This window comes from Prevotella falsenii DSM 22864 = JCM 15124 (genome assembly GCF_000613945.1).
Taxonomy (GTDB): Bacteria; Bacteroidota; Bacteroidia; order Bacteroidales; family Bacteroidaceae; genus Prevotella; species Prevotella falsenii.
Genome location: NZ_BAJY01000003.1, coordinates 81,685 through 107,736, shown reverse-complemented (window position 1 = coordinate 107,736; position 26,052 = coordinate 81,685). Strand labels below are relative to the sequence as shown.

Genomic DNA, 26,052 nt, shown 5'->3' with positions numbered 1-26,052 from the left:
GACGCTAATGAACGATTGGGGTTAAACTTATCAAAGTATAAATAAAAACAATTGATTTATATCATAAAATAACAATAATAGGGTACAAAAATTACAAAAGATAGTATTTAACACATTAAAAACAAAAAACTTTCGTAACTTTGCATCGTAAGATTAAGGATAACAATAAACAAAGCCGGCGAAGAGATACATCGCCGGCAGTTTTTTAAAAAGAAAGGATTAATTATGATAATAGCATTATTAGCAATAACAGCATTCGTAGTATCAACACTTGTAGCTGCATTCGAAAATAAGTATTAAGCACAAAACAAGAAGTCGCTAAAGGGCTATATTCCTCACAACGCAAATAGTTAAAGGTATAGCGACAAGCGACATAACGATACTAAAACGAAAGAACCCTAAAACATTCTTAGCAATAGCAAAGACTTGTTTTAGGGTTCTTTCTTATTTATATATATTGTTGAACCATTCTTTTGGTAGGCTAAAAGCGGTTGAAAACATACTTTCTTGACCAAAAAAACTGAAGAATGCCACGAAAAGAAAGGAACAAAAGAAAGGCTATCCATAAAGCATTGTTGCCTAAAGAAGGTTCGGCAACATAATAAAAAATAAAGAAGCAAGCCATTGCAAGGGCAGAAGAAACGAGCATTCCCTTTGTTTCGGTCATGCCAATGAAGATGCCATCGTAGATAAAAGCTGCCACACCGGCAAGCGGAATAAGATAAACCCAAAGAAGAAAAGGTGTCGATGCTTGCACAACACGCTCTTCATCGGTGAGTAAACGAAGAAAGTCGAGACCGCCAAGAACATAAACCAACGTGAACAAAACAACCACAACGCTGCCGAAAAAGAACAGACGGCGCACCATTTGCTGAAATCCGGCTTTATCATTTGCCCCATACAACTTACCGCTCAATGCCTCGCCGGCATAGGCAAAGCCGTCCATAAAATAGGAAAAGAGGGTAAACATCGTCATCAACAAAGTATTAACCGATAACATCAGTGCACCTTGCTTACCGCCCGCACTTGTGAAAAAGAGATTAACGGCTACCAAACAAAGCGTGCGTAGGAATATATCACGGTTCACAACGAAGAAGCGTTGCCAAGCCTCAACATGGGTAAGGGTAGACTTGAAAAGCGATAAGGATAGCTGTGCAGTAGTTGCCGACGCATAAAAAGTTTTGTTCCGAAGTCCACGATGCACAAAGAACAACGCCATAAAAAAGCCACTCCACTGCGCTATGAGTGTGCCCGAAGCCACTCCTTCTATCTTCCGGCCGAAGGCAAAGACGAACAACAGCGAGGCGAAAATATTGACAATGTTCTGCACAATGGCTATCAGCATCGGTATTTTCGTATTTTGCATACCGATGAACCACCCCGTCAGTCCGTACAAACCGAGCATAGCGGGTGCGCCCCAAATAGCAATACGAAAATAAGCACGCACCAATGGCAAAGAACTTTCGGGGGTATTCATGGCACGAACCATTCCCCACTCTATCGCAGACCGGCAAACAATGAACGTCATACCCATACCCACACCAATGGTTAAGGCACGAAGCAACACACGGAGAGCGTCCTCCCAAGCCTCTCTGCCGTATGCCTGAGATGTCATTCCGCTTGTGCCCATGCGCAGAAAGCCCAATATCCAATACATAACATTGAATATCATTGAACCTATGGCAATGGCTCCGATGTGGTTTTCGTTGCCTATATGCCCCACAATCGTTAAATCGACCAAGCCCAAAAGCGGCACGGTGATGTTGCTGACAATCGACGGAAGGGCAAGGTTGAGTATCTCTCTGTTTGTTTTATCCACGCTGTTTTATCGAATATAGTCCTTCGACACCAAGTCGTAGTAAAGTGCTTCGAGTTCGGCTAACGACAAATGCTCCACCGAATGCTCTATAATTCTGATGAGTTCTGCCCTTCTTGCGTCGTCCTGTACTTTATCGAAATCCATATTTATAACTTTGTTTCCAATTCGTTGATAGCCTCTTGCATATCTGCTGCAAATGTTGTGTGGTTGCAAAGAAACTCTTTCCTGCCTTTGGCAAGGTGTTCATACAGTTCCTTATTCATATCGTCTACATACGATGCAATGGCAAATTCGATGTCATCGCGTTGCGTTTCGCTGTTTGAAAACTCGTAAACACGATATTTCTGATGCAGAAAGCAGTAGGCAGACTCTATACTATCCTTGTTTATCATAGGACGATTGATTTGAAATACACTATGGTTTCACTTTAAATCGCACACGGAACGAACGACTGTGCTCGTCCCAATTCGTGCCCAAAAGCTCGAATTTGCCTATCTGCAACGTAGAACGAACGTGCTTGCCGATGCACGGACACACATCGTAATCGCCTATCCTGACGAGTCGTATCTTCTCCGAAGCATCTTCGGGCAGCCGCTCGAGCGTTACGCCTTCGGGCAGCTCGGTGCGCTCTACCAGCTCATACGTTACCGGAAGGTCGGCTTCGATGAGCCTGTTCATTTCGTCTTCTATGGCTTTCTCGTCTTTTCTCGATGGCTTTTTCGGAAGCACGAAAGTCATTTTGCTTTTCTTTCGTTCTATGTGCGCATTTTTGCTACGCTCCGTTCCGAACATTCTAACCATAAGTTGGTTCAGCAAATGTTCAGCTGTATGTGCAGGAGGGAACTCCTCTTTGTTATGCGTATTGAATGTATAGTCGTCTAATTCCATAGTTTAAAATTTATAAATCCTTCCACTAAGTCCTGCAACCACCATTTCGACAGAACCGTCCGGCTGCAAAACAGCCGTTTGCCGGTCGCCCGAAAGCAAATCAACCATATCTTTCTTGCCCGCTGTCAGCTCCATATAGTCGAACGCATGGGCAGGAATATTCACACGAATGCGGCTCTCTGCTTCGCCAAAGTTAGCTACAACAAGCAAGGTTGCATTGTCAAAACTGCGCAGAAAAGCGAACAATCTATTACTATCGAAACCTTCGTTCGCTTCGTTGGCATACATAAGGTCGAATGTTTTGCCTTCGCTGACGGCTTTCTCGCCATTGCAAATATTCAATATTGTGCGGTAATCCTTTTCCAATTGCAGTTGTTCAGCCGACAACTCACCACGCTCAAAGAAACCTTTCCGAATGCCATCGACGCTCCAATAATCGAAAATAGTAGAGCGGCCGTCTACGCCGGAGAAGCCTTCGCAGTCCATTCCCCGTTCGCCAAACTCCTGTCCGGCATAAATCATCACGGGATTACGCTGAAACAAGGCTGAAACAATAAGTGCCGGAATTCCTTTTTGCATATTTCCGCAAAAGAAATCGGACGCTATTCGCTGTTCGTCGTGGTTCTCAAGGAAGTACAAAATGTGTTCTCGAATGTCGTCGGTAGCCTGCCATTGCTGCGAAATGTCGTTTGCCGAACGATGCCCACACATTACATCGCGCAAGCAATCGTACATGCCTACCTTGTCGTATAGATAGTCGAAGCCTGCCGTAACATACGTTCTATACTGATTAGGGTCGTACACTTCGCCAATGAAAACAATGTGGGGATATTGCGCTTTTACCTTTTCGGTGGCATACTTCCAAAACTCATGGGGCACCATTTCTGCCATATCGCAACGGAATCCATCAATTCCTTTGGCTGCCCAGAACAGCAATATGTCGGTCATCTTGCGCCAAGTATCGGGTATCGGCTCAAAATGGGTGCTGCGTCCGCCCCAGTCGCAATAATCGACACCATAGTTCAGCTTGACCGTTTCATACCAATCGTTGGCTTGCGGGTGTGCATCGAACCTGTCGTTGCCTGTGCAGCGCGCCACCGTTTCGGTATATTCAGCCGCCATTCCGTTCTGTTCCGTAGCCTCAACGCCTTTCGGAAGCGGTATCGCAGATATGTCTAAAGGTTCGTTCGGACAATAATAAAAGTTATTGTTAGCATCGAAGTGCTTGCTCGTATCGTCGGTTTCGCCCAAATCCTTTACACCTTTCGGCTTGCAAATGCTCTTGTATTCGCGTGCCACATGGTTGGGCACAAAGTCGATAATCACCTTTAAGCCTTCCTTATGGGTGCGCTTTACCAAGTCCTCAAACTCGCTCATGCGTTCCGCAACATTATCGGCAATGTCGGGGTCGATGTCGTAATAGTCGGTAATGGCGTAGGGCGAGCCGGCCTTCCCCTTTACAACGCGCGGTGTCTGGCGCGGAATACCGAAAGCAGAATAGTCGGTGCAAGTAGCATGGCGAATAACACCGGTGTACCAAATGGTATTTACACCGAGCGATTTTATTTGTTGCAACGTTGCAACATCAAAGTCGTTCATCTTCCCGACACCGTTTTCTGCAAGCGTACCGTTTGGCTTTCTGTTACTGTTCTTGTTGCCAAAGGTGCGCGTAAACACTTGGTAAATTACTAATTTCATAAGATTTGGCTTATATCTGACAGAATAAAAAGGACACAACTCCCCACATTTCCTTACGCCCCCTTGAGCTTTTCAAGCTGACTTTCTACGAGTCGAGCAACAGGAAATACAGGGGCTTGTGTCCCTACATGAAAATTATTGAGGTGGAAACAGCACTGCTATCTATTGCAGTTGCCGTGCTGCATTATTCCACTCCGTGGGCATTCACTTCCTTATCTATTTTGCTTATCATACCTTGAAGTGCCTTTCCGGGGCCACATTCAATAAATTCGGTTGCACCATCGGCTATCATGTGCTGCACGCTTTCGGTCCAACGAACGCTCGATGTAAGCTGTGCGATAAGGTTTTCCTTTATTTCTGCTGCATCGGTGTGTGGCTTAGCGTCTACATTCTGATATACAGGGCACTTAGGCGATGCTATATCGGTAGCCTCGATACCTGCCTGCAACTCGTCTTTTGCCGACTGCATGAACGGCGAGTGGAACGCTCCGCCCACCTTCAAAGGCAACGCACGCTTGGCACCGGCTTCCTTCAGCAGTTCGCAAGCCTCTCCAACGCCTTCTACCGAACCCGAAATTACCAACTGTCCGGGGCAGTTGAAATTGGCTGCAACAACCATCTTGCCGCCGTTTGTAACTTGTTCGCAAACCTCTACCACCTTTTCGTCAGCCAAACCGATAATGGCAGCCATCGTGCCGGGGTTCAATTCGCAAGCCTTCTGCATGCAGTTTGCACGCAAAGCAACGAGCTTCAAGCCGTCTTCAAACGACAATGCGCCTGCTGCTACCAATGCCGAGAACTCGCCAAGAGAATGCCCTGCCACCATCTCCGGCTTAAAATCGTCGCCCAAGCAAAGTGCTGAAATAACACTGTGGAGGAACACTGCAGGCTGTGTTACGTTGGTTTGCTTCAACTGTTCGTCCGTTCCGGCAAACATTATATCGGTTATTTTAAAGCCAAGAATTTCGTCAGCTTTATCGAAAAGTTCTTTTGCTAAAGGGTTGTTGTCGTAAAGGTCCTTGCCCATACCTACAAACTGCGAGCCCTGTCCGGGGAATACAAATGCTTTCATCTTTATTTCTTTTTATTTAATCTTTTAGGCTACAAAAGTACAATAATAATATGAAACTCACAAATTTCCGCACTTTCACCTTATATATAATAGGTGAAAAGATGTTGATTATAAAGTTGCCGTTCCCTAAATCGACTACTCATACATAAAAAATAAAAATAAATCAGTCAAGGACGCTAATGAACGAGTGGGCTTAAAAATAGTTTTTGAGGTGCTCGAGAGGCTGATTTCCGAATTATCAGAACGTTGAGAAATATTTATTTACGTGTAAAGAAATTATTATTTACGTGTAGAAAAATATTTATTTACACGTAAATAAATTGTCAGACGACTCGTTTTACAATGCGATTACACCGCTAAACAGAAGGATACTCCACATTCCAGAGAAACAAGGCATTGCCCGGCATGCTCTCGCCGGCATCGCTGCGGGTGCCGCTATCTACTATCTTGCGGAACTCATCGAGCGAAATTCGCCCCCTTCCAACCTCTATCAGCGTGCCGACAACAGCGCGAACCATATTGCGAAGGAAACGGTTGGCAGTAATTACGAAGCACCATTCTTCTGCTTCGGCTGCATTATCGTAAATGGACAGTTCGGTTCTGCAACGTTCCCAACGTGCTTCTGTCAAGTTGCAAATGGTGGTTTTGTTGTCGCCTCCTGCCTTGCAAAAGCACTTGAAATCGCGTTCACCGACAAGATAACTTGCTGCTTCGTTCATGCGTTCGTAGTCTAACGCGTAAGGCATTTCGCAAGAATAGGCTTTCAAAAACGGGTTTCGCCCATGGTGTATATAATAATGATAGGTGCGGGAGGTGGCTGAAAAGCGTGCGTGCAATTCGCTATCGACAGCAAAAACAGCCGTTACGGCAACATCGCGGGGCAACAAACGGTTCAGTTTGTACGATAGTTGCTTGCAGTCGATACCTTCTTGTCCGTCAAAATGGGCTATCATGGTGCGTGCGTGCACCCCTGCGTCGGTTCGTCCTGCACCTGTTACGCTTATCTTTGTGCGCAACAACGTTGATAAAGCCTTTTCCAAGACCTCCTGAACCGATATTCCGTTGGGCTGAATTTGCCAACCGTGATAGTTCGTACCGTCGTATGAGAATTTTATAAAGTACCTTTGCATAAGTAGCTGCAAAGATACGGAAAATTATTTCAAGTTGGTTCGATTGCTGAAAAAAGTAGATAAATACCACATACAAAGCAGAAATACATACCAAAGGAACACCTGCAAGACATTGGGGTGCAGCCCTTCGATGCTTGCTCCCTGCAAATGGGCTACCCAATGCAAGGCTGCGTTCATCGAACCGACCACAAACAGCAATGCCTTTCCCACTAAAAGCTGCACTTGCGGCGCAAAAAAGAACACAAGAAGCAGCATCGCAGCATAGAGAATGGCAGTAGCACACGAAATAACAACAAAGTTGGAAAGCAGGAAATAGCAGCTGAACCGCCCGAAATAGAAGGCTACCAAAGGGGCTGTACCCAACTGCGCAGCAACGGAAACCGCAACCAATCCCCACACCCAGCGAAGCAACCAATGGCGTTGAAGCAACTTTGGAGAGAACAGTCCATAAAGCAAAGGCGTGAAGAGAAGAATGGAAAGCACTGCCGCGAACGACATCTGAAAGCCTACGTCCCATAAGTTCTGCGGGCGAACAAGCAGCAAAATAATGGCTGTCAATGCCAATGTGTTGAGCGAAAACTTATCTCTGCCAAGCAATCCGACAACGCTGTAAACGGTAATCATCGTAGCCGAGCGCACCACCGAGGGCGAAAAGTCTACCAACAACGCATACAGCCATATAAGCAACAGCACGAACGGTTCGCTTAAATGGTATCGGACAAAAATATTCAGGTAAGGAATGCCCTTGCAAAGATTGAATCCGAAAAGAAAAATAGCATAGATAATGCCAAGATGCAAGCCCGAAAGAGCCAGCACATGGCTCGCGCCGGAAATGGAATAATCGTCTTTTATGTCTTTAGAAAGCAGGTGCTTGTCGCCCAAAGTCATAGCAACCGCAACGGCAGCCGACTGTCCGTCGAGTCCCACACGTGCATAAGTCTGCAGCCATTGTTGCTTTGCTCGCTTCAGTTCTATAAGTGTGCGGTCTACGCTGCCAAGAAACGACAGGTCTACGGAAGCCTTTTTCCAATTCCGATAGTAAATAAATGTTTCTGCATCAAAGCCGTGCAAGCGCAGCCAACGGGCATAATCAAATTCCGAATCACGGAAGTTTACAGGTTCTTCCAACTGCGAAAAGGCAGTGATACCGTCGCCAACGTGCAGTCTTTTATAGTTTTCGGAAACCGTATCGCACAGTATCGATGCCTTCACCTTCATTGCTCCGTCGGTCGTAGGTATCGCCAAATCTGCTTGTATAACCTTTCCGTGCCGCACAGGCTCTGTCAGCAATACGGCATCATAGCACAACGGTTCTGCGGGAAGCGGTTTCTGCATTTCCATTTCAGCATCTGCCATAAGCAAGCCACCGACCGAAGCCACCGAGAAAAGCAGTGCCCGGCTGCCAAGCATTCGCCTTTTTCCACTTAAAAGCACGACCGCCAAGCACAAAACGGCAACGGCAAGCCAGCCCCATAACGGCACTACACTCGAGGCATACCGCCCAAGTGCCATACCCACAATTAAGGCTACAGCCACTTTCACCAACGGATTCTTACTAAAAGCAATATTTTGCTTCATGGCACAGATTGTTTTTATATCGCTTGCAAAAGTAAGAAATATTTTTCTATTTCCAATGATTTACCAGCCTGCAACTTTCCTTTAAATTCTCATTTCAGGGGTTATGCCCCTACTCCACTTCGCCTTTACACCATATTACAATAGGTGAAAAAAGACTGTAAAAGCATAAACATTTTTCACAAGAATATCTATTGCATAGCAAGTTAATTACCAACGCTTTACAAATCCTATTGTTTTGCATTGCGAAAGCGGCTGTTTTGCACGGTAAAAGCGTAGAATTTTGCAACGCAAAACAGCCGCTTTCGCAACGTAAAAACGCTATCATCACTTTTTAAGAGATTTATCTTTACAAAAGCGAAAGGATTTTCCTGTAACGGCTTTCAGTAATCAACAATCGAACAAAATCAGTCAAGGACTCTAATGAACAATTGGGGGTTAAAAAAATCCCTTTCGGCTAAATGCTGAAAGGGATTTTCTGTATTTATTGCATTGCTAAAACTACTTGTACAAGTAACGCTTGATAGAACGTTTTGGCGTTTTTACGAACTCTTCTTCCAATATTTCGATGTCGGAAAGTTTGCAATAGGCAGGGTTTACTTCGTTCAACTGCTTCTTGTTTTCTTCCATTAAGTTCTTTATGTCGGCATCGTTAAGCCCAAGTTCCTTTGCTTCTTCAAAGTCCGGATAAACCAAGCCCACGAGCTTTTCGCCGCGCTGCACCACAAGACATTCGCTTACGAGTGGCAACGAGTTGAGTTTATCTTCTATTTCCTCAGGGTAAATGTTTTGTCCGTTGCTGCCCAAAAGCATATTCTTGGAACGTCCCTTTATATAAATGTTTTGGTCGGCGTCCATCGTTCCAAGGTCGCCGGTATGGAACCAGCCGTCGGCATCGAGCACTTGTCGGGTGGCTTCTTCGTTTTTGTAGTAGCCAAGCAGAACGTTAGGACCTTTCGTCAGGATTTCTCCCGGCACGTTTTCCGGGTCGATGCTGTCGATGCGCACCTCTTGGTGCAAGGCAGGCTTACCGCACGATGTTGGTACAAACTCTTTCCAATCGCTGTAACCGATGATGGGTGCACACTCGGTAGCACCGTAACCCACCGTGAACGGGAAGTTTATGTCTTTCAAGAACGACTCTATTTCACGGTTCAGGGCTGCCCCGCCAATGATAACTTCATAGATGTTGCCGCCAAAAGCTTGCACCACCTGTTCGCAAATCTTCTCTTTTACCTTCTTCTGAATGACAGGTGTGTTCAGCAACAGCTTCATTCGGCTGGTTTGAATTTTTGGGAACACACGCTTGCGGATTATCTTCTCGATAACGAGCGGTACGGCTATCATAAGCGCAGGCTTCACTTCGGCAAGTGCTTGCGCAATGATAGCAGGCGAAGGCATACGTGTGAGGTAGAAGATATGGGCACCTGCTATAAACTCGAAGATAAGTTCGAAAGCCATACCGTACATGTGTGCCATTGGCAAAATGCTGATGATGTGGCTGCCGGGCTTGATGACTGCGCCCAATACGCTACGTGCAAAGTCGGCATTGCTCCACATTGCACGGTAAGGAATCATTACACCCTTCGAGTTTCCGGTAGTTCCGCTGGTGTAATTGATAAGTGCCAACTCGTCGGGACTTTGCTCACGATAGTAGCGGACATGCTCGGCACGGAAGTACTTCGGATATTTCTTTCCAAACATTTCGTTGAGATGTTCGCGTGCGTATGTAAGTTTTTCGGTACGGCTCAACGTGAGCGAGAGGTCGGGAAGATAGATAATGCCTTCGAGTGCGGGCATTTTTGTAGCGTCGATTTCCGTAGCAACGACATCGCCCACAAAGAGTATCTTCGATTCGGAGTGGTTTACGATGTTGTGTATCTGGTCCGGCGTAAACTCGTGCAGAATGGGTACTGCCACCGCACCGTACGTAAGTGTTGCCAAGAAAGCAGCAGCCCACATGGAAGAGTTACGTCCGCAAAGAGCGATTCTATCGCCTTTTTGCACACCACTTGCCTCAAACATGATGTGTATCTTCTCTATTTTACGAGCCACGTCATGATATTGAAGCGTCTTTCCCTTATAGTCTGTCAGAGCATCATAGTCCCAATGGTCGATGACGCTCTTCTCTATTAATTCGTTAAAACTTGGAATCTGTTGCATTGTGAATATCTTAAAACGTTGCAAAGGTATTTATTTTTTTGCACATTTCAAAAATATTTGTGCAACAACTGCACTTTTTCGTTTCATTTGTGCAAGTATTTTAACCCGACAAAGCAGCTTTCCGTTATTCGTAATGCATTGTTTTGGCAGGGTGAATGTGGCTGATCAGATAGCTTGGCGCAATCAGCACAAAGACACATATTAATAATGTGGCAATGTTCAAAGCCGCTATAAGCAGTACATTGAGTTCGACGGGGACGGTGCTGACATAGTATGTCTTGGGGTCGAGCGTAACAAGACCGGTGTATTTCTGCAAGAAGACCAACCCCAGCCCCACGAGGTTGCCCCACAGCAGACCTTTGCCAATGATGAAAGTAGCGAACCACAGGAAGATGTGGCGCACTTGGGCGTTCTTCGTACCCATCGCTTTCATGATGCCAATCATCTGCGTGCGCTCCAAGATAATGATGAGCAAACCCGAAATCATCGTTACGCCTGCCACCGAAACCATAAGCGCAAGGATTATCCAAACGTTCAAATCCATAAGGTCGAGCCACGAGAATATCTGCGGATTTTGCTCCGTTATCGTGGCTGTGGAATAGCTGTCGCCATACTTGTCGGTCTTTCCTTTTACCTTATTTAATATGTTTAAGGCAACGGCATCAAGCTGTTCAAAATCGTTTACCTGCACTTCAGCCCCGCTACACTGTTCGGGCTGCCAGCCGTTCAGCTTGTTTGTGGTGTACAGGTCGGTGAAACAAATCTGCGAATCGAACTGTTTCAAGTTGGTTTCGTAGATGCCCGAAACGGTAAAACGGCGGGTGCGCACTCCTTGTTCGTTCACAAAGTAGGCATAAATCCTATCTCCCACCTTCAAACCAAGTTTATCGGCAATGGTTTTAGAAAGCAGTATTTTCTGCCGGCTCTTTACATCTGAGAACGTTGGAATGCTGCCTGCAACCATATTCTGATGTATAAAGGTAGAGTCGAAATCGCTCCCCACACCTTTCAGCATTACGCCAAGGAAGTCGTCGTCGGTCTTTAAAATGCCCTGCGTGTAGGCATAACGCTGCACGTGGCGCACACCTTGCGTTTGCAGCAAGGCACGTTTCAAACTGTCGTTCACCACAATGGGATAGTTCTCGGAACGCTGAAAGGAATTGAAATTAGCCACCGTGATGTGGCTGCCAAAGCCAACAACCTTATCGCGGATAGTATGTTTGAAACCAAGAACAACGCAAACAGACACTATCATGACGGCAAGACCGATGGCAACACCAAGCGTAGCAATGCGAATGGCGGGTTTAGACACCTTTCTGCCTTTGTCTTCGTTGCCGTTTATCTTTCGTGCTATAAATAAAGGAAAGTTCATTTGCTTGTATTTTATTGTTCTTTTCTCGTTCCTCGAAAAGTGCATTTTCTCGCCATGGCAATGCTCAAATAAATTTGGCATTGCTCATTTGGCTGAACGAAAACATTCTTTTGTTTGCTAAACGAATGCAAAGATAGAACTTTTTTTCGTTTTAATGGCATGAAAAATCCATTAAGCCGTATCTTACTCCTAAAAGTTATTAAACAGAATAAAACATAGTCGCAAGTCCTGTCTCTCAACAATCCTTGCGACTATAAAAATAAATACTTAAGATTTTATACGTTTTACGGGTGCTCACTTCCGCCCGGGGTAGGCGTCGAGCCGGAGTTGTCAGAAGCAACCTTGCCCTTCCATTCCTCCCATTCGATGTCCACGTCCGTCAGGCTGCGGGTTGATACACGCCCTTTTCCGGCACCACGGAAGCGGGTTTCGGGAATGAAACGCACACGCACGCCGTTGATGAGCTTGGCTGTTACTTCTTTTTCGGTATCAACACCATTCTTGTTGGTTGATGCCGTGAAATAGAACGAGCCGACACCATCTAACTTCACCGAGCGACCCTGTGCCATATAGTCGCCCATTACGCCACCAAGGGCAGTCAGCACCGCACGCACGTCGGCAGGACTCACCGTCGATTCGGCTGCTAAACGTTTTGCCACTTGTTCGGTGCTAATTGGTGAACCTACCAAAACGGATTTGGGATACCACTTGCCGTTCACCTTCATTTTTGTTTTCTTGTAAAAAGCCATAATTTTAATTGTTTTATGCCGCAAAACGATGTAAATGTTAATAACAACTAAAGTATAAGTAGTGGGGCACTACTTATACTTTAGTGCCCCACTGAAGTAGGACTTGTCGTTATCTATATCTACACCACCCACGGCAGGTTAATATTAATTAACGAATGTCTCATTATTAGTAGTTCCGAAAAGAACATACCCATACTGAAAGTGCCATGCCCAACCGCATACACTGGTTGAACATGGCTGAAATAGTTATTAGTTATCCCAAGAATTAAACCCCGAAAATCCCCAGTCATCGTCAAAAGAACCCTCCTTGGCACCGATGTCGTCATCTTCGATTTCCTCTCCCGGATTAACCTGTACACTCCACCATTCGCCGTCCATAAGGGTATCACCATTCACGATAACCACTTCTGCTTTGGGCTGTATATATTCTTTTTTATTCATTTCGAAATCTCCTTTATTTGATGATTACTTTCTTTCCATTATGTATGTATACTCCCTTGGCAGGATTGTTCACTCTCATACCGTTCAGATTGTAGTAAGGCGCACTGTCATTGGCGTCTTCTGCAATCTCGATGTTTTCAATGCCCGTTGTAGAAGGGTCGTCATCGTCGAAGCGGAACGAGAAGCCTTTAGCCTGATTGTTGCTATCCAGCTTCAAATAAGCACTGAAGCGAGGCATCATGTTACCCGGAGCCTGCTTAATCTTCAGGAATTGTCCCTTGCTCTTGCTGAAAGCATATAAATTGTTGTTGGCATCGCTCATTACCTGCGTATCCTCAACAACACCCACCATCTTGTAGGTAGCTGCAGAATACTTGCCCGATGGGTCGGTTACGGCGTGATGGTCTTGTGCATCGGTCATCTCGCAATATGAGGTGGCATTGGCAGCGTTACGACTGTGTAGCAACACTCCGAGGAATGCAGGCACATAGCCGTTGTCGATACGACGTGCCTTAGCATACGGATATGCAGGTGTCATGCGGCTGAAATCAACGGGCAGATAAGGGCGGACATCGCCGTCGTTGTCGTACTGCACATCGAACGGATAGCAACGAGTTGCACCATAACTGTGGGTTGTCTGTGGAATTTCGTGCGTGATGTTCAGCGTGTGCCCATCTACTTCCCAAACTGTTTTGTAATCATTCACCTTACTGCGCTTCACATAAATATTCTGGTTGGCATTAAACGGATAATCGGTAGCATTCATTCCGTAGTCGGTAGAGTTAAGCTGTGCTGGTGTGTTGCTCACAAAATATATTCCTTGTAACTGATTTCCAGCTTTGAAAGCATTAAGTCCGACAATACCGATGTTGGAAAGTACCACTATGTCTTTGACAGTTGTTTCGTTCTGATATGCGTAGTCGAGAATACTGCTCACATCGTAGGTCGTAGCCGTCCAATGCTTGCCACGCACGTCTGTGTAATCTGATTCCTTGGCTGTATTGTCAATAATAACAGAGGTACGAGGAGTATAGAAGCTGATAACACCTACATTTGTTGCAGAAGTAGGGAAAAATTCCGTGCCACGGTCGTACCCAGTCTCTGACACAAACGAGGGGTGAACTTCCTTAAATCTACTGTTGTAAGTATTCACCGCAGCATCGTTGGCACTATTCTCATACCACTTCTTGCGTACATAAATGGTTACGTCGCGGAGATTACTTGATTGATACATAATGTCAGCATTCAATACCGGTACATTATCCTCACCCATAAAACTGAGCGACTTTAATTTATCGCATAGGGCGATAGCACGGTCGCCGATAGAAGTTACGGTTTTAGGGAAAGTTATATTGGTTATCTTCTCGCTACCGTAAAAGGCGTATGGTTTAACTGTTGCAATGTTAGGAATAAGTGCATACTTACTGTTTGCCTTACCTGCAGGGAATACCACAAGCTCGGTCTTATCCTTGTTGGTCAGCATACCGCTAAGAGACGAGTACTTAGTGTTGGCAGCATCTACATTGATGGTTGTTAAGTTTTCACAGAAATTGAAAACTCCTATACCAACATTCGTTACAGAAGCAGGAATTGTAATAGTCGTAAGATTGGTACAGTTGTCGAATGCTTGCTGTTGAATAGTTTCTACACTGTTGGGTAAATTGATGTACTTGATACCACTGGAACCGAAAGCACCTTCTTTGATCTCTTTAATCTTTGAAGGAGATTGGAAAGTTACGGTTTCTAATGCTGTAGTATTCAAGAAAGCACCTTTACCAATTGTCGTTACAGACGCAGGAACATCGAAACGCTTAAGTTTCGGATCATTGGCAAATGCTTGTTCGTCAAGACGTTTCAAATGGTTAGCCGAGCCATCGAATGTAAAAGTTTCAAGTTCGGGCATATTGCCAAATGCCTGAAAAGTGATAGCCTCAAGTTTTGAACCGTCAGCAATATGAACATCTTTTAACTTGGTGTAATTGAAAGCACCTGAACCCAAATTGGCAACAGAAGCGGGGAGCGTAAGGCTACCAGTCAATTGAGTATTGCCGAAAGCAGAACTTCCGATAGACGAAAGATTAGAGTTAGTACCAAAATCAAGATTAGAAATAGAACTGAAACGGAATGCTTGATCCTCCACAGCGGTAAGAGTAGAGGGGAACTTTATACTTGAAAGTTTAGAAGAATAGAATGCCTTAGCCTTAACGGTTACCGTACCTTCAGGAATTTCATAAGAACCAGTCTTGGCTATCGGACAAAGATAGAGCGTTTTCTTGTCCTTAGAATAAATGATACCCTCATCGCTGGAATAACTCACATTGTTTGCATCAACTATATACTCCGTTATCTTTTCGCAATTGAGGAAAGCACCGTCTTCTATACTGTTCACCTTTGGACCAATAGTTACTTTTTCCAGTCCACTGGTATAGTCAAATGCCTGTGCACTGATGGTTTCGGTGTTACTAAGGTCAATAGCCTTCAACACTGTAGACGTATGGCTGAAAGCCTCACCGGCGATGGTCTTCACTGTTGAAGGAACAGTGTACTTGCCATTTGGAAGTGAACCTGAATAGTCTTTTGGGAAAGTTATTAGCTCTGACACGTCTTTGTTGAAAAGCACGCCGTCCACACTCTTGTAATTAGGATTACTATCATCTACTTCGAAATACGTACCTACAGCCAAGAAACTGGCAGTGATTCCTGATGCTATACTGGTTACTGATGCAGGAATTGTTACTTTTCCAAGACTGGCACATACATTGAAAGCTGTTGGTGCAATTTTCGTAATCGTATTCGGAATAGTTACATCGCCACTAAGTCCGGTTGGATAAGCCTGTAAGGTCGTTCCACCATCGGCAAGTAACCAACCGTCGGAATTGGTTGAGAATTTAGTGTTACCACTGACTACTTCAAAAGAGGTTAATTTGTTATTTGCCTCGAAACAGCCAGGGTTCATCGTGGTGAAAGACTTGGGGAAAGTAACCTTTGTTAGGTTTTTCGACTTTGCATAGCAACCTTTCCCCATCGTAGTATAACCCTCAGAGAAAGTTATGCTGGTAACACCGTCAGCACAATTAGTGTATTCCTTTGATTCTGTAATATAAACAGTTTCCTTGTTTTTCGGGTGCACCACCGATGGAGGCACAGTTACGGCACCCGTACCACCAATATAGCTCACAGCTGCCGTATTGTTATGTGTGGTTAAATCCATTGCCGTTACAATGTACTTGATATTACCTACTGTAAAATCAGTACCCACAGCTTGTGCAAAGGTTTCTGTTACCGACAATATGAAAGCCAGTAACAGCAATAATAAATGTTTTGTTTGTTTCATAATAAAAATAAAATATTGATATTTCTTAATTTATAATTCTCAATAGTTGAATTAAGCAATAGTTAGCATATCCTTAATTCAGGCTATTCTACTTGGCCAACGGATACGATGATTTAGGAAAAGAAAATCAACGAAATTCCTTTTCCTATCGAGGTTGTACGCAATGCCTCGCGCGCGTACGTTTAAATATTTGTATAAGAATTTAGCGACGGTGCGCCTGTGTGTGTGTGTGTGTGTGTGTGTGTGTGTGTGTGTGTGTGTGTGTGTTAGCAAAATATTCGAGCTAACCAAATATAATGAGTTAAAAGTTGCATAAACATCTCTGTTTTTTTGCAACTTATCCATACCATTATTATATAAAGAGGAATAACACATTTTTAAGTTATTTATCCTTTGCAGCACAAATCTTTTTATAAATTGGTGCAAAGATAATAAATGTTTTTGATATGAACAAGAAAAGTCATAAAAAACATGAAACTATATATATTACACAGAATCAACAAGCAAATGCAAAATTACACGATAGAATTTAATGACAAGTTAAACGCTTCAAAATTAATTATGATATTTTTTGAGGAGGCAAGTTGGGTTAAGCCGGACTTTTTTAGTACTTTTGCATCTAAGTATAAACGATACGGTTCATTCTTTGCGGTTACGCTTTAGAATGCCCGATAAATAACAAAAAAGACAATGAGAAGCAAAACTACTTCTTGGTTTGAGACCAAGGTGCGTTACGATAAGACCATGGAAGATGGTCAGAACAAAAAGGTTACAGAGGCTTACACCGTAGAGGCGTTGAGCTTTTCCGAAGCAGAGAGCACCATAACAGAAGAGATGTCGCACTATATCAGCGGCGAATTTGACGTGAAAGCGATTACGCCGGCTGCTTACGGAGAGATTTTCTTCAGCGATGCCGACAGCGATGACAAATGGTTCAAGGCTCGTTTGGCATTCATTACCATTGATGAAAAGACCGAAAAGGAAAAGCGTTCCACCATTACCTACCTTGTTCAGGCTCACTCTGTCAATGGTGCAGTGAAGCATGTAGACGAGATTATGGGCAAGACCATGATTGATTATGACATCGTTTCCATTGCCGACACAAAGATTATGGACGTGTTTGAGCACAAAGCTGCATCGAAAACAACCGATACAAAGCCCGAATACGAATAACAAGAGAGCGTAGAATACCATAAAACAACCGAAATATGTATGATGTAGCAACAAACTTACACAAAGTGAAGGACGGCTTACCCGATGGCGTTCGCTTGATTGCCATCAGCAAGTTTCACCCCAACGAATACATCGAAGCTGCCTACAACGAGGGGCAACGTGTGTTTGGCGAGAGCCACGAACAGGAGCTTTCCGCCAAAGCAAAGACACTGCCAACCGACATTGAATGGCATTTCATAGGGCATTTGCAGACCAACAAGGTGAAGTACATTGCACCTTACATCTCTATGATTGAGGCGGTGGACACGATGAAACTGCTAAAAGAAATAAACAAACAGGCGGCAAAGCACGACCGTATTATCAATGTATTATTGGAATTGCACATCGCCGAAGAGGTTTCCAAATATGGTTTCAGCCTTGACGACTGCCGTAATCTTTTGAAACAAGGCGAATGGCGTGAGCTAAAGCATGTGCATATATCGGGTTTAATGATGATGGCGTCGAACACAGACGATACCGAACAAATCAGAAAAGAAATGACCCAAGCTGCCGATTTCTTCGATGAAGTAAAAGCAAACTACTTTGCCGACGACCCCGAATTTAAGGAACGGTCGTGGGGAATGAGCAGCGACTACGAGATAGCAATAGACTGTCGCAGCACCATGATTAGAGTGGGAACTGCCATTTTCGGTCCTCGCGTGTACTAATTGCCAACGAACCAAGCAACAACACCCCAACAAAACCACCCCAACCGAATTATGATACAGGAATATCAAATACGTGTGATGCCGCAAGTGGCATATAACGAGGAGAATATAAAAACGTTTCTTGCGAAAGAGAAAGGTATCGACGCACGAACCATCAACCACGTGCGCACACTGAAACGCTCTATCGATGCTCGCCACCGTGATATTTTTGTGAACCTGAAAGTAAGGGTCTACATCAACGAAATGCCGCACGACGATGCGTTTGTGAAGACAGAGTACCCCGATGTAAGCCATGCGCCTCGCGTTATCGTTGTCGGAGCCGGACCCGGCGGACTGTTTGCTGCATTGAAATTGGTGGAATTAGGTTTGCGCCCCATTGTTCTTGAACGTGGAAAAGACGTGCGCGAACGCAAGAAAGACCTTGCGCAAATATCCCGTACCCATACCGTAGACCCCGAATCGAACTACTGTTTCGGCGAAGGAGGTGCGGGTGCATACTCCGATGGCAAACTTTACACACGCAGCAAGAAGCGCGGTTCGGTGGAGAAAATACTCAACGTGTTCTGCCAGCACGGCGCATCTACAAGCATTCTTGCCGATGCTCACCCGCATATCGGTACCGACAAACTGCCCAAAGTGATTGAAAACATGCGCAACACCATTCTTTCTTGTGGCGGAGAAGTGCACTTCCAAACCAAAATGGTGGCATTGGAAACCGACGGAAACAAGGTTGTCGGCGTGAAAGCGGTATCTACTTACGGAGGCGGACAACAGGAAAAGACATTCAAAGGAGCCGTTATTCTTGCCACGGGGCACTCGGCACGCGATGTTTATCGGCACTGCAAGATGCGAATATCGAAATGGAAGCAAAGGGAATTGCCGTCGGTGTGCGCTTGGAACACCCGTCGGAACTCATCGACCGAATACAATACCACAACAAAAACGGTCGTGGCAAATACCTTCCGGCAGCCGAATACGCTTTTGTAACGCAGGTAGAAGGGCGTGGCGTCTATTCTTTCTGCATGTGTCCGGGTGGCTTTGTCATTCCGGCAGCTACAGCACCGCAACAGATTGTTACCAACGGAATGAGCCCGGCCAACCGCGGAACAAAATGGTCGAACGCAGGAATGGTGGTTCAAATCAACCCCGAAGACATCGAGGGCAACGACTTATTGCGCATGATGCACTTTCAGGAACAATTGGAAAAAGACACTTGGCAACAAGGAAATATGCGCCAAACCGCGCCTGCACAGCGTATGGCAGACTTTGTAAACAAGCGTTTGTCGTACGATTTGCCTGCTTCGAGCTATGCGCCGGGGCTTATTTCCAGTCCGTTACACTTTTGGTTGCCCGACACTATCACCACTCGCCTGCAACAAGCATTCAAGAATTTCGGCAAGCAAGCGCACGGCTTCCTCACCAACGAGGCTGTAATGATAGCCACGGAAACACGCACCAGTTCGCCCGTACGCATTCTCCGCGACCGCGAAACTTTCATGCACGTGCGCCTTCAAGGTTTGTTCCCTTGCGGCGAAGGTGCCGGATATGCAGGCGGAATCGTTAGTGCAGGCATCGACGGAGAGCGTTGTGCCGAAATGGCAAGTGCCTATTTATCGAGTCTTCAACAATAAAACACCCCAAAAGATATGGCACGATGCGCTTGGCTGATACCCACCCACTACTTCAGAAATACCACGACGAACGTTGGGGCATACCCGTTCACGACGACAAAATGCTCTTTATGTATCTTGTAATGGAATGTATGTCGTGCGGATTGTCGTGGTTGCTGATGCTGAAAAAGCAGGAAACATTCCGCCTTTGCTTTGCTAACTTCGAGTTCAAGCAGGTGGCTCGCTTCACCGCCGACGATGTTCAGCGCATGCTTAACACCGAGAATATGCTGAAAAGCCGACGCAAAATAGAAGCCATGATTGCCAATGCACAGGCTTTTCTCTGCGTTATTGAAGAGTTTGGCTCGTTCGACAAGTACATCTGGCAATTCTCTAAAGGCAAGACAATGGTCTATCCGTCGCACCAAAAACGTCTCTGCACACGCAACGCATTGAGCGACAAGGTGGCTAAAGACTTGAAAAAACGTGGCTTTAAATACGTTGGTTCCGTCATCATTTATAGTTATTTGCAAAGCATAGGTATTATAAACGACCACCAAGCCGATTGCGATTGTTACAATCGGAAATAGCTCTAGTTTTGTAAAGATAATTCTCTTAAAAAGTGATAATTACGATTTGACGTTGCGAAAGCGTAGGTTTTGCAATGTAAAACCTACGCTTTTACCGTGCAAAACCTACGGTTTTGGAACGCAAAACAATAGGTTTTGCAACGCATTGACACACAATTGTTTACACAACAGATATTCTTCTGAAAAATATTTACGTTTTTACGCCCTTTCTTCTCCTTATATTATATAGGTGCAAACCTCCACATCAGGAAGTTCAAACCTGAGTTTATGCAAGGCAAAAAGGATTTTAGCGAACAGTCATAACTCCCCTATTGCATTTTGCTTGTACCGATATTCGGCAGAATTTTAAGCGTTTCTTTCGTCTATCTCGTTCGTTTATGCTATCTTTGCATAAGATAGGCGGCACTCGGCAAACTAAGAGTAAACTCTCTTTGCGCTCGCTTGCACTATCTTTGCATAAGATAGGCGGCACTCGGCAAAACAAGAGTAAACTCTCTTTGCACTCGCTTGCACTATCTTTGCATAAGATTATCTTACCCGAAAACAACCAACCTAATGGATATAAAGAATAAAATAGATTGCTTTGTTCCTTGCGAAAACGCACAGCAAGCACAACAATATGCAACGCAATTCGTAAACGAAGACGAAGTGGCAAAGGTTTTTATGCTCACTTCTGACGATACTGACGTTAGCGAAAAAACAGCTGAAGGCATTGGCACGATACAAGTTGAAAACATTCTTTCGACGGAAACGATGCTGAAAATGGCACGAAATGCTACTGCCGACTATGTGCTTTTCTATATGAAAACATCGCCCATAACTTTGGGTTACCACGCTTTAAAACGACTTGTGCGTGTAGCTGCCGACACGAAAGCCGCCTTGGTGTATGCCGACCACTATTCGGTTGAAGCCGGAAAGGTGGTACGCCACCCTGTCATCGACTATCAAGAGGGCAGCCTTCGCGACGATTTCGACTTCGGTTCGTTGGTGCTCATCGATGCAAAGTTGCTCCGTGAATATGCCGGAGAAGCTGAAAAGGCTGACTATAAGTTTGCCGGTTGGTACGATTTGCGTTTATATCTAAGTAGAAAAGGTAAGATTTTCCACTTGGACGAATATCTTTATACAGAGGAAGAAGACGACTTGCGCCGAAGCGGAGAGAAGCAATTCGACTACGTAAACCCGCGTAATCGTGAGGTACAGATAGAAATGGAACGTGCCGCAACAGCACATTTGCGCGCCATAGATGGGTTGGTGGACACCAAGAAATACAGACAGCCCGACTTTACAAACGGCAATTTCGCCGTTGAGGCTTCTGTTATAATCCCCGTTTTCAATCGTGAAAAGACCATTCGCGACGCTGTTACATCGGCATTGGCGCAGAAAACAGATTTCAAATACAACGTTATCGTTGTGGATAATCATTCTACCGACGAGACGACATCCATACTTTCGGACATTGCAAAGACCGATAACAAATTGGTACACCTTGTTCCCAATCGCACCGACCTTGGCATTGGCGGTTGTTGGAACTATGCCGTGAACAGCGAGCATTGCGGCAGGTTTGCCGTACAATTGGACAGCGACGACCTCTATTCGTCGGAACAGACATTGCAAAAGATTATAAACGCCTTTCACGAACAGCAGGCGGCAATGATAATAGGCTCGTACCGTATGTGCGATTTCGACCTTAATACACTTCCTCCGGGACTGATTGACCATGCAGAATGGACGGAAGACAACGGCTGCAACAATGCGCTCCGCATCAACGGCTTAGGTGCACCGCGTGCGTTCTACACACCTTTGGCGCGCGAAGTGCAGTTCCCGAACACCGGTTACGGCGAAGACTACGCCATGGGATTGGCTTTCAGTCGCCGGTTCCGCATCGGACGCATTTACGAAGAACTCTATCTGTGCCGTCGTTGGGGCGGAAACAGCGATGCAGCGTTAAGTATCGACCGCATCAATGCCAACAACTTGTATAAAGACCGCTTACGAACGATAGAACTGACGGCACGTCAGCAACTCAACAAACAAGGCGACGAGGAGGGCGCAAAGAGTTTAGAGCCTTTTTTTACAGCCAACTGAACCGGTGGAAAGAAGCCAAACAGCGGTTCAGCGATTTAGGTTTGGTGAAGACAAAGCGGTTCGACGGTGGTTTAAAAGTGCAGTTCAATCCTGCAAGAATAGTGAGTGCAGGGGCAAAAACAGACAAGGCAAGCATTGCAAAACGCCCTTGTTTCCTTTGCAAGGATAACCGTCCGAAGGTTCAGACCGGCGTTTCGTTTGGCGAAGACTTCGATATTTTGGTTAATCCCTTCCCCATTTTGCCTGTCCATTTCACCATTGCGGCACGCCAACACCGTTTGCAACGCATACAAGAACATTACGCCAACTTGCATAAACTTAGCGACAAGTATCCAAAACTTATGTTCTTCTATAACGGTCCTAAATGTGGCGCAAGCGCACCCGACCATCTTCACTTCCAAGGAGGTACAAACGGCATGCTACCCGTGCAGGAAATGTGGAGCAAGCTCGATGCCACTGCCCAACCGTTATTAAGCATCAACGGGGCGGAAGGTATATTTGAAATTGTCGATTTCGCCTATCCTGCCATTGCTATCAAAAGCCGAAGCGTTGAAAACGATGTGCACTTGTTCGGCATTGTGTACAATTCGCTGCCTCAACAGGCTGACGAGGTGGAACCAATGATGAACATTGTGGTGTGGAAAGAGGGCTTAGACACGGTGTCTGTTGTGTTTCCACGTCGCAAACACCGTCCCGATTGCTACTCAAAGGAGGGCGACGAGCAGTATCTGATTAGTCCCGGGGCGTTGGATATGGGTGGTTTGCTCATTCTTCCCCGCCAAACCGACTTTGAAAGAATAAATGAAAGACTGCTAATGGAGGTGATGAAAGAAGTTGTTCTTGACGCTAAAGCGATGCAGGAAGTAACCGAAAAGATAAGAAACAGAAAGATATAACAACAGAAAAAGAATGGAAACGAGCAACAGAAAAGAAGAACCAATCGTTTCGGTAGGCATCGTGAGCGCAAGTAAACTGTGTTTTTCGCTCAACGCGCCCTATACCGTTTGCGGTTCGCAGCAGTGCGGAAAGCAGGTTGTAGAACTGTCGGAAGGTCGTATTTTGTGGGAAAACGCATTGTACGATGAACTGCTTTTCGAGCCAACCGATACCCAATCGTCGTTCACGCTCGAAGATGTTACCATCGGAGTAAACTTCCATTGGGAGCGAAAAGAGGCACAAACATTCTTGGGAAAGTTGCGTTTCATAGTGCAGGACAACAACATCTGCGCCATCAACGAACTGCCTGTTGAAACCTATCTCACCAGTGTTATCTCGTCGGAAATGCGTGCAACCTCGTCGTTAGAGCTACTGAAAGCCCACGCTGTTATATCGCGCAGTTGGCTTTTGGCACAAATGGAACAACGAAAAGCAGAGCGTAGCAATGCCGAAGTACACCCATCGTTCCTGAAAACCGATGAGGAAATAGTACGTTGGTACGACCGTGAAGACCACAAACTATTCGATGTGTGTGCCGACGACCACTGTCAGCGTTACCAAGGCATAACGAAAGCTGCCAACAAACACGTTGTGGAAGCCATTCAGCAGACAGCCGGAGAGATACTGACAAGCCACGGAGAGATTTGCGATGCGCGGTATAGCAAATGTTGTGGCGGTGCGGTTGAAGAGTTTCAATATTGTTGGGAGAACATTAAAAAGCCTTATCTGCAAGCTCTCCCCGACACTTTGCCCGACACGACACCCCTACCCGACCTCACCAATGAGGCTGTTGCGCGTCTGTGGATACTATCGTCGCCCGACGCTTTCTGCAATACGACCGACCAAAAGGTGCTGTCTCAGGTGCTGAACGACTTCGACCAAGAGACAACAGACTTCTATCGGTGGACTCAAACCTACTCGCAAGCCGAAATAAAGCAACTCTTAAAGGAGAAATTAGAAGTACAATTTGGCGATATTATCGACCTTATTCCGTTGGCAAGAGGCAAGAGCGGGCGCATTTATCGACTGAAAATAGTTGGCAAAGAGCGCACGCTCATCATTGGAAAAGAGCTTGAAATAAGGCGTGCACTTAGCAAAAGCCACCTATACAGCTCGGCTTTCATCATTGAAAAGGCAGATATAGAAGAGGGTGTACCACAGAAATTCATCATAAAAGGGGCAGGCTGGGGGCACGGCGTAGGACTTTGTCAAATCGGTGCTGCATGATGGGAGAGCAAGGCTATCGGTACGAAGAAATATTATTGCACTATTATAAAGGTGCGGAAATAACAAAAGCCTATAAATAGTGCTTTACCGATAATATAAGATAAAAGCCGGAAGAAGCGAAATGAACACAAACGAACATACAAATACAAAGGCTTGGCTATGGTTACCCTCCGTGTACTTTACACGAGGGTTGCCCTATGTCATTGTGTTTCTTGTGTCGTTGGTATTCTTCAATCGCATGGGGCAGTCGAATAGCACCATTACACTGAACACGTCGTGGGCTTTCGTTCCTTTCATAATGCGTCCCCTGTTAGGCAGATTTGTTACAGGCTATGCCACAAAACGGTTTTGGGTGTTGGCAATGGAACTTCTGATGACAGTTTCAATGTTCGGTATTTCGCAGTCGATTACCACCCCTTATTGGGAAATAGCGTCTATGCTGTTCATCTTTACAACAGCGTGTGCAGCCGTAATACACGATGTAGCAGTGGCAAGATATTATAAACTCAGTATGTCGCGCAAGCTACCAAGCCTCAGCAGTGTACATTCTGTATTCTTACTGATGGCAGTTGTGGTAGGAATGGGTATTCCGCTGATGCTGGCAGGTAACTTAGAGGTGCTGAACAGAGTCGTTGAAAAGTCGTGGGTAACTACTTTCTACTTCTTGGCGATAACATTCTTGCTGCTCTTTATTTATCATACAATCGTGTTGCCACGCCCCCAAGACAAGCCGTCGATACCCATTCGCAGCGGACTGACAAGGCGATGGTGGTTGGAAACCAAAACTACTTTTATGCAATTGCCCAACTATGTGGCGTTGCTTTCGTTTCTTTTGCTTTTCTTAATACCCGAAGGAATGTTCTTCCGCATAGCTCCATTGTTCTTAATCGACCCCGGAAGCAACGGCGGATTGAGTCTTTCGCCACAAGAATTAGGACTTGTGCAAGGGTCGGTGGGTGCTTTTGCCGCTATTGGAGGCAGCCTTTTAGGTCGCTATGCCATACAAAAGCGAGGACTGTGGAGCAATCTTTGGCTTATGGTATGCGCCATTACATTGCCCAAAATGCTGTATATCTACCTTAGTTACAACTTTGTTTCCACGCTTTCCATTATCAATATTTGCGTAGCAATAGAGCAGTTTGGCTTTGGTTTCGGCATTACGCCCTACATACTTGTGCTTCTTTATTGCTCAAAAGGCAGGTATTCCATCTTCCGTTACTCCTTGGCAAGTGCGGCGGCAGCCTTTTCGCTGATGGCGTCAGGCTGGTTTACAGGCATTCTACAAGAATATTTGGGCTACCAACGCTTCTTCGTTATCGTTGCTGTCGTGAATGTTTTACCTTTCATCGTGGCAGGTTTCTTAAAGCGAACGACCGACTTGGATAAGAAAACGGAATAAGTATGACTGCCTACAACCAACCTTTCAATAGTCTACCTTTTAATATTAAGGGCACGCATTTCTGAGAAAATGGTTATCTTT

The 26,052-nt window shown here is 45.3% G+C and carries 19 protein-coding genes and 3 pseudogenes; 9 read left to right on the top strand and 13 right to left on the bottom strand.

The features are described from left to right. Positions 1–481: 481 nt before the first annotated feature. The 8 genes from JCM15124_RS02225 to JCM15124_RS02190 form a co-directional block, all read right to left on the bottom strand. Positions 482–1,819, bottom strand: coding sequence for an MATE family efflux transporter (locus JCM15124_RS02225; RefSeq protein ID WP_024998116.1), 1,338 nt, complete (start codon positions 1,817–1,819; stop codon positions 482–484). Between the two features lie 6 nt (positions 1,820–1,825). Continuing rightward, the gene (locus JCM15124_RS16135) at positions 1,826–1,963 is read right to left on the bottom strand and encodes a hypothetical protein (RefSeq protein ID WP_198019109.1); all 138 of its coding nucleotides are present in this window, start codon (positions 1,961–1,963) and stop codon (positions 1,826–1,828) included. Positions 1,964–1,965: 2 nt separating this feature from the next. Further along, positions 1,966–2,211, bottom strand: a complete 246-nt coding sequence (locus JCM15124_RS02215) for a hypothetical protein (RefSeq protein WP_024998115.1) — start codon at positions 2,209–2,211, stop codon at positions 1,966–1,968. Between the two features lie 22 nt (positions 2,212–2,233). Continuing rightward, positions 2,234–2,707: an alanyl-tRNA editing protein gene (locus tag JCM15124_RS02210; RefSeq protein ID WP_024998114.1), complete on the bottom strand. Its 474-nt coding sequence runs from the start codon at positions 2,705–2,707 to the stop codon at positions 2,234–2,236. A 3-nt stretch (positions 2,708–2,710) separates the two neighbouring features. Continuing rightward, positions 2,711–4,405, bottom strand: a complete 1,695-nt coding sequence (locus JCM15124_RS02205) for an alpha-amylase family protein (protein WP_024998113.1) — start codon at positions 4,403–4,405, stop codon at positions 2,711–2,713. 184 nt (positions 4,406–4,589) lie between these two features. Then, a complete protein-coding gene (gene fabD, locus JCM15124_RS02200; RefSeq protein ID WP_024998112.1) occupies positions 4,590–5,477 on the bottom strand; it encodes an ACP S-malonyltransferase in 888 nt (295 codons plus the stop codon). 356 nt (positions 5,478–5,833) lie between these two features. Then, positions 5,834–6,607: a tRNA pseudouridine(38-40) synthase TruA gene (gene truA, locus JCM15124_RS02195; protein WP_024998111.1), complete on the bottom strand. Its 774-nt coding sequence runs from the start codon at positions 6,605–6,607 to the stop codon at positions 5,834–5,836. 24 nt (positions 6,608–6,631) lie between these two features. After that, a complete protein-coding gene (locus JCM15124_RS02190; RefSeq protein ID WP_024998110.1) occupies positions 6,632–8,185 on the bottom strand; it encodes a ComEC/Rec2 family competence protein in 1,554 nt (517 codons plus the stop codon). Between the two features lie 191 nt (positions 8,186–8,376). Here JCM15124_RS02190 and JCM15124_RS16380 point away from each other — a divergent pair. Next, positions 8,377–8,572: pseudogene (locus JCM15124_RS16380) on the top strand (hypothetical protein). A gap of 111 nt (positions 8,573–8,683) precedes the next feature. On the opposite strand, the gene JCM15124_RS02185 reads toward JCM15124_RS16380, so the two are convergent. The 5 genes from JCM15124_RS02185 to JCM15124_RS02165 form a co-directional block, all read right to left on the bottom strand. Next, a complete protein-coding gene (locus tag JCM15124_RS02185; RefSeq protein WP_024998109.1) occupies positions 8,684–10,345 on the bottom strand; it encodes an AMP-binding protein in 1,662 nt (553 codons plus the stop codon). A 124-nt stretch (positions 10,346–10,469) separates the two neighbouring features. Then, positions 10,470–11,717, bottom strand: coding sequence for an ABC transporter permease (locus JCM15124_RS02180; protein WP_024998108.1), 1,248 nt, complete (start codon positions 11,715–11,717; stop codon positions 10,470–10,472). A 284-nt stretch (positions 11,718–12,001) separates the two neighbouring features. Next, on the bottom strand, positions 12,002–12,466 hold the full coding sequence (locus tag JCM15124_RS02175; RefSeq protein ID WP_024998107.1) for an HU family DNA-binding protein: 465 nt from the start codon (positions 12,464–12,466) through the stop codon (positions 12,002–12,004). A 249-nt stretch (positions 12,467–12,715) separates the two neighbouring features. Beyond that, on the bottom strand, positions 12,716–12,907 hold the full coding sequence (locus tag JCM15124_RS02170; protein WP_024998106.1) for a hypothetical protein: 192 nt from the start codon (positions 12,905–12,907) through the stop codon (positions 12,716–12,718). A gap of 13 nt (positions 12,908–12,920) precedes the next feature. After that, positions 12,921–16,241, bottom strand: coding sequence for a leucine-rich repeat domain-containing protein (locus JCM15124_RS02165; protein WP_024998105.1), 3,321 nt, complete (start codon positions 16,239–16,241; stop codon positions 12,921–12,923). A gap of 690 nt (positions 16,242–16,931) precedes the next feature. On the opposite strand from JCM15124_RS02165, the gene JCM15124_RS02155 reads away from it, so the two are divergent. The 8 genes and pseudogenes from JCM15124_RS02155 (at position 16,932) to JCM15124_RS02120 (ending at position 25,971) form a co-directional block, all read left to right on the top strand. Next, complete coding sequence (locus JCM15124_RS02155; RefSeq protein WP_024998103.1) at positions 16,932–17,414, top strand: DUF4494 domain-containing protein; 483 nt, start codon at positions 16,932–16,934, stop codon at positions 17,412–17,414. Positions 17,415–17,449: 35 nt separating this feature from the next. After that, positions 17,450–18,121 (top strand): YggS family pyridoxal phosphate-dependent enzyme, encoded by a 672-nt coding sequence (locus JCM15124_RS02150; RefSeq protein WP_024998102.1) that lies wholly within the window; start codon positions 17,450–17,452, stop codon positions 18,119–18,121. A gap of 51 nt (positions 18,122–18,172) precedes the next feature. Then, positions 18,173–19,752 (top strand): annotated as a pseudogene (locus JCM15124_RS12920) (NAD(P)/FAD-dependent oxidoreductase). Positions 19,753–19,775: 23 nt separating this feature from the next. After that, positions 19,776–20,321: a DNA-3-methyladenine glycosylase I gene (locus JCM15124_RS12915; RefSeq protein ID WP_051527346.1), complete on the top strand. Its 546-nt coding sequence runs from the start codon at positions 19,776–19,778 to the stop codon at positions 20,319–20,321. A gap of 555 nt (positions 20,322–20,876) precedes the next feature. Then, positions 20,877–22,409, top strand: coding sequence for a glycosyltransferase family 2 protein (locus JCM15124_RS17075; RefSeq protein ID WP_024998101.1), 1,533 nt, complete (start codon positions 20,877–20,879; stop codon positions 22,407–22,409). Between the two features lie 41 nt (positions 22,410–22,450). Then, entirely contained in the window at positions 22,451–23,305 is an 855-nt protein-coding gene (locus JCM15124_RS17070; protein WP_306303124.1) for a DUF4922 domain-containing protein, read from the top strand. 13 nt (positions 23,306–23,318) lie between these two features. Beyond that, positions 23,319–24,652: pseudogene (locus JCM15124_RS17065) on the top strand (SpoIID/LytB domain-containing protein). A gap of 41 nt (positions 24,653–24,693) precedes the next feature. Then, complete coding sequence (locus JCM15124_RS02120) at positions 24,694–25,971, top strand: MFS transporter (protein WP_024998099.1); 1,278 nt, start codon at positions 24,694–24,696, stop codon at positions 25,969–25,971. Positions 25,972–26,052: the final 81 nt, after the last annotated feature.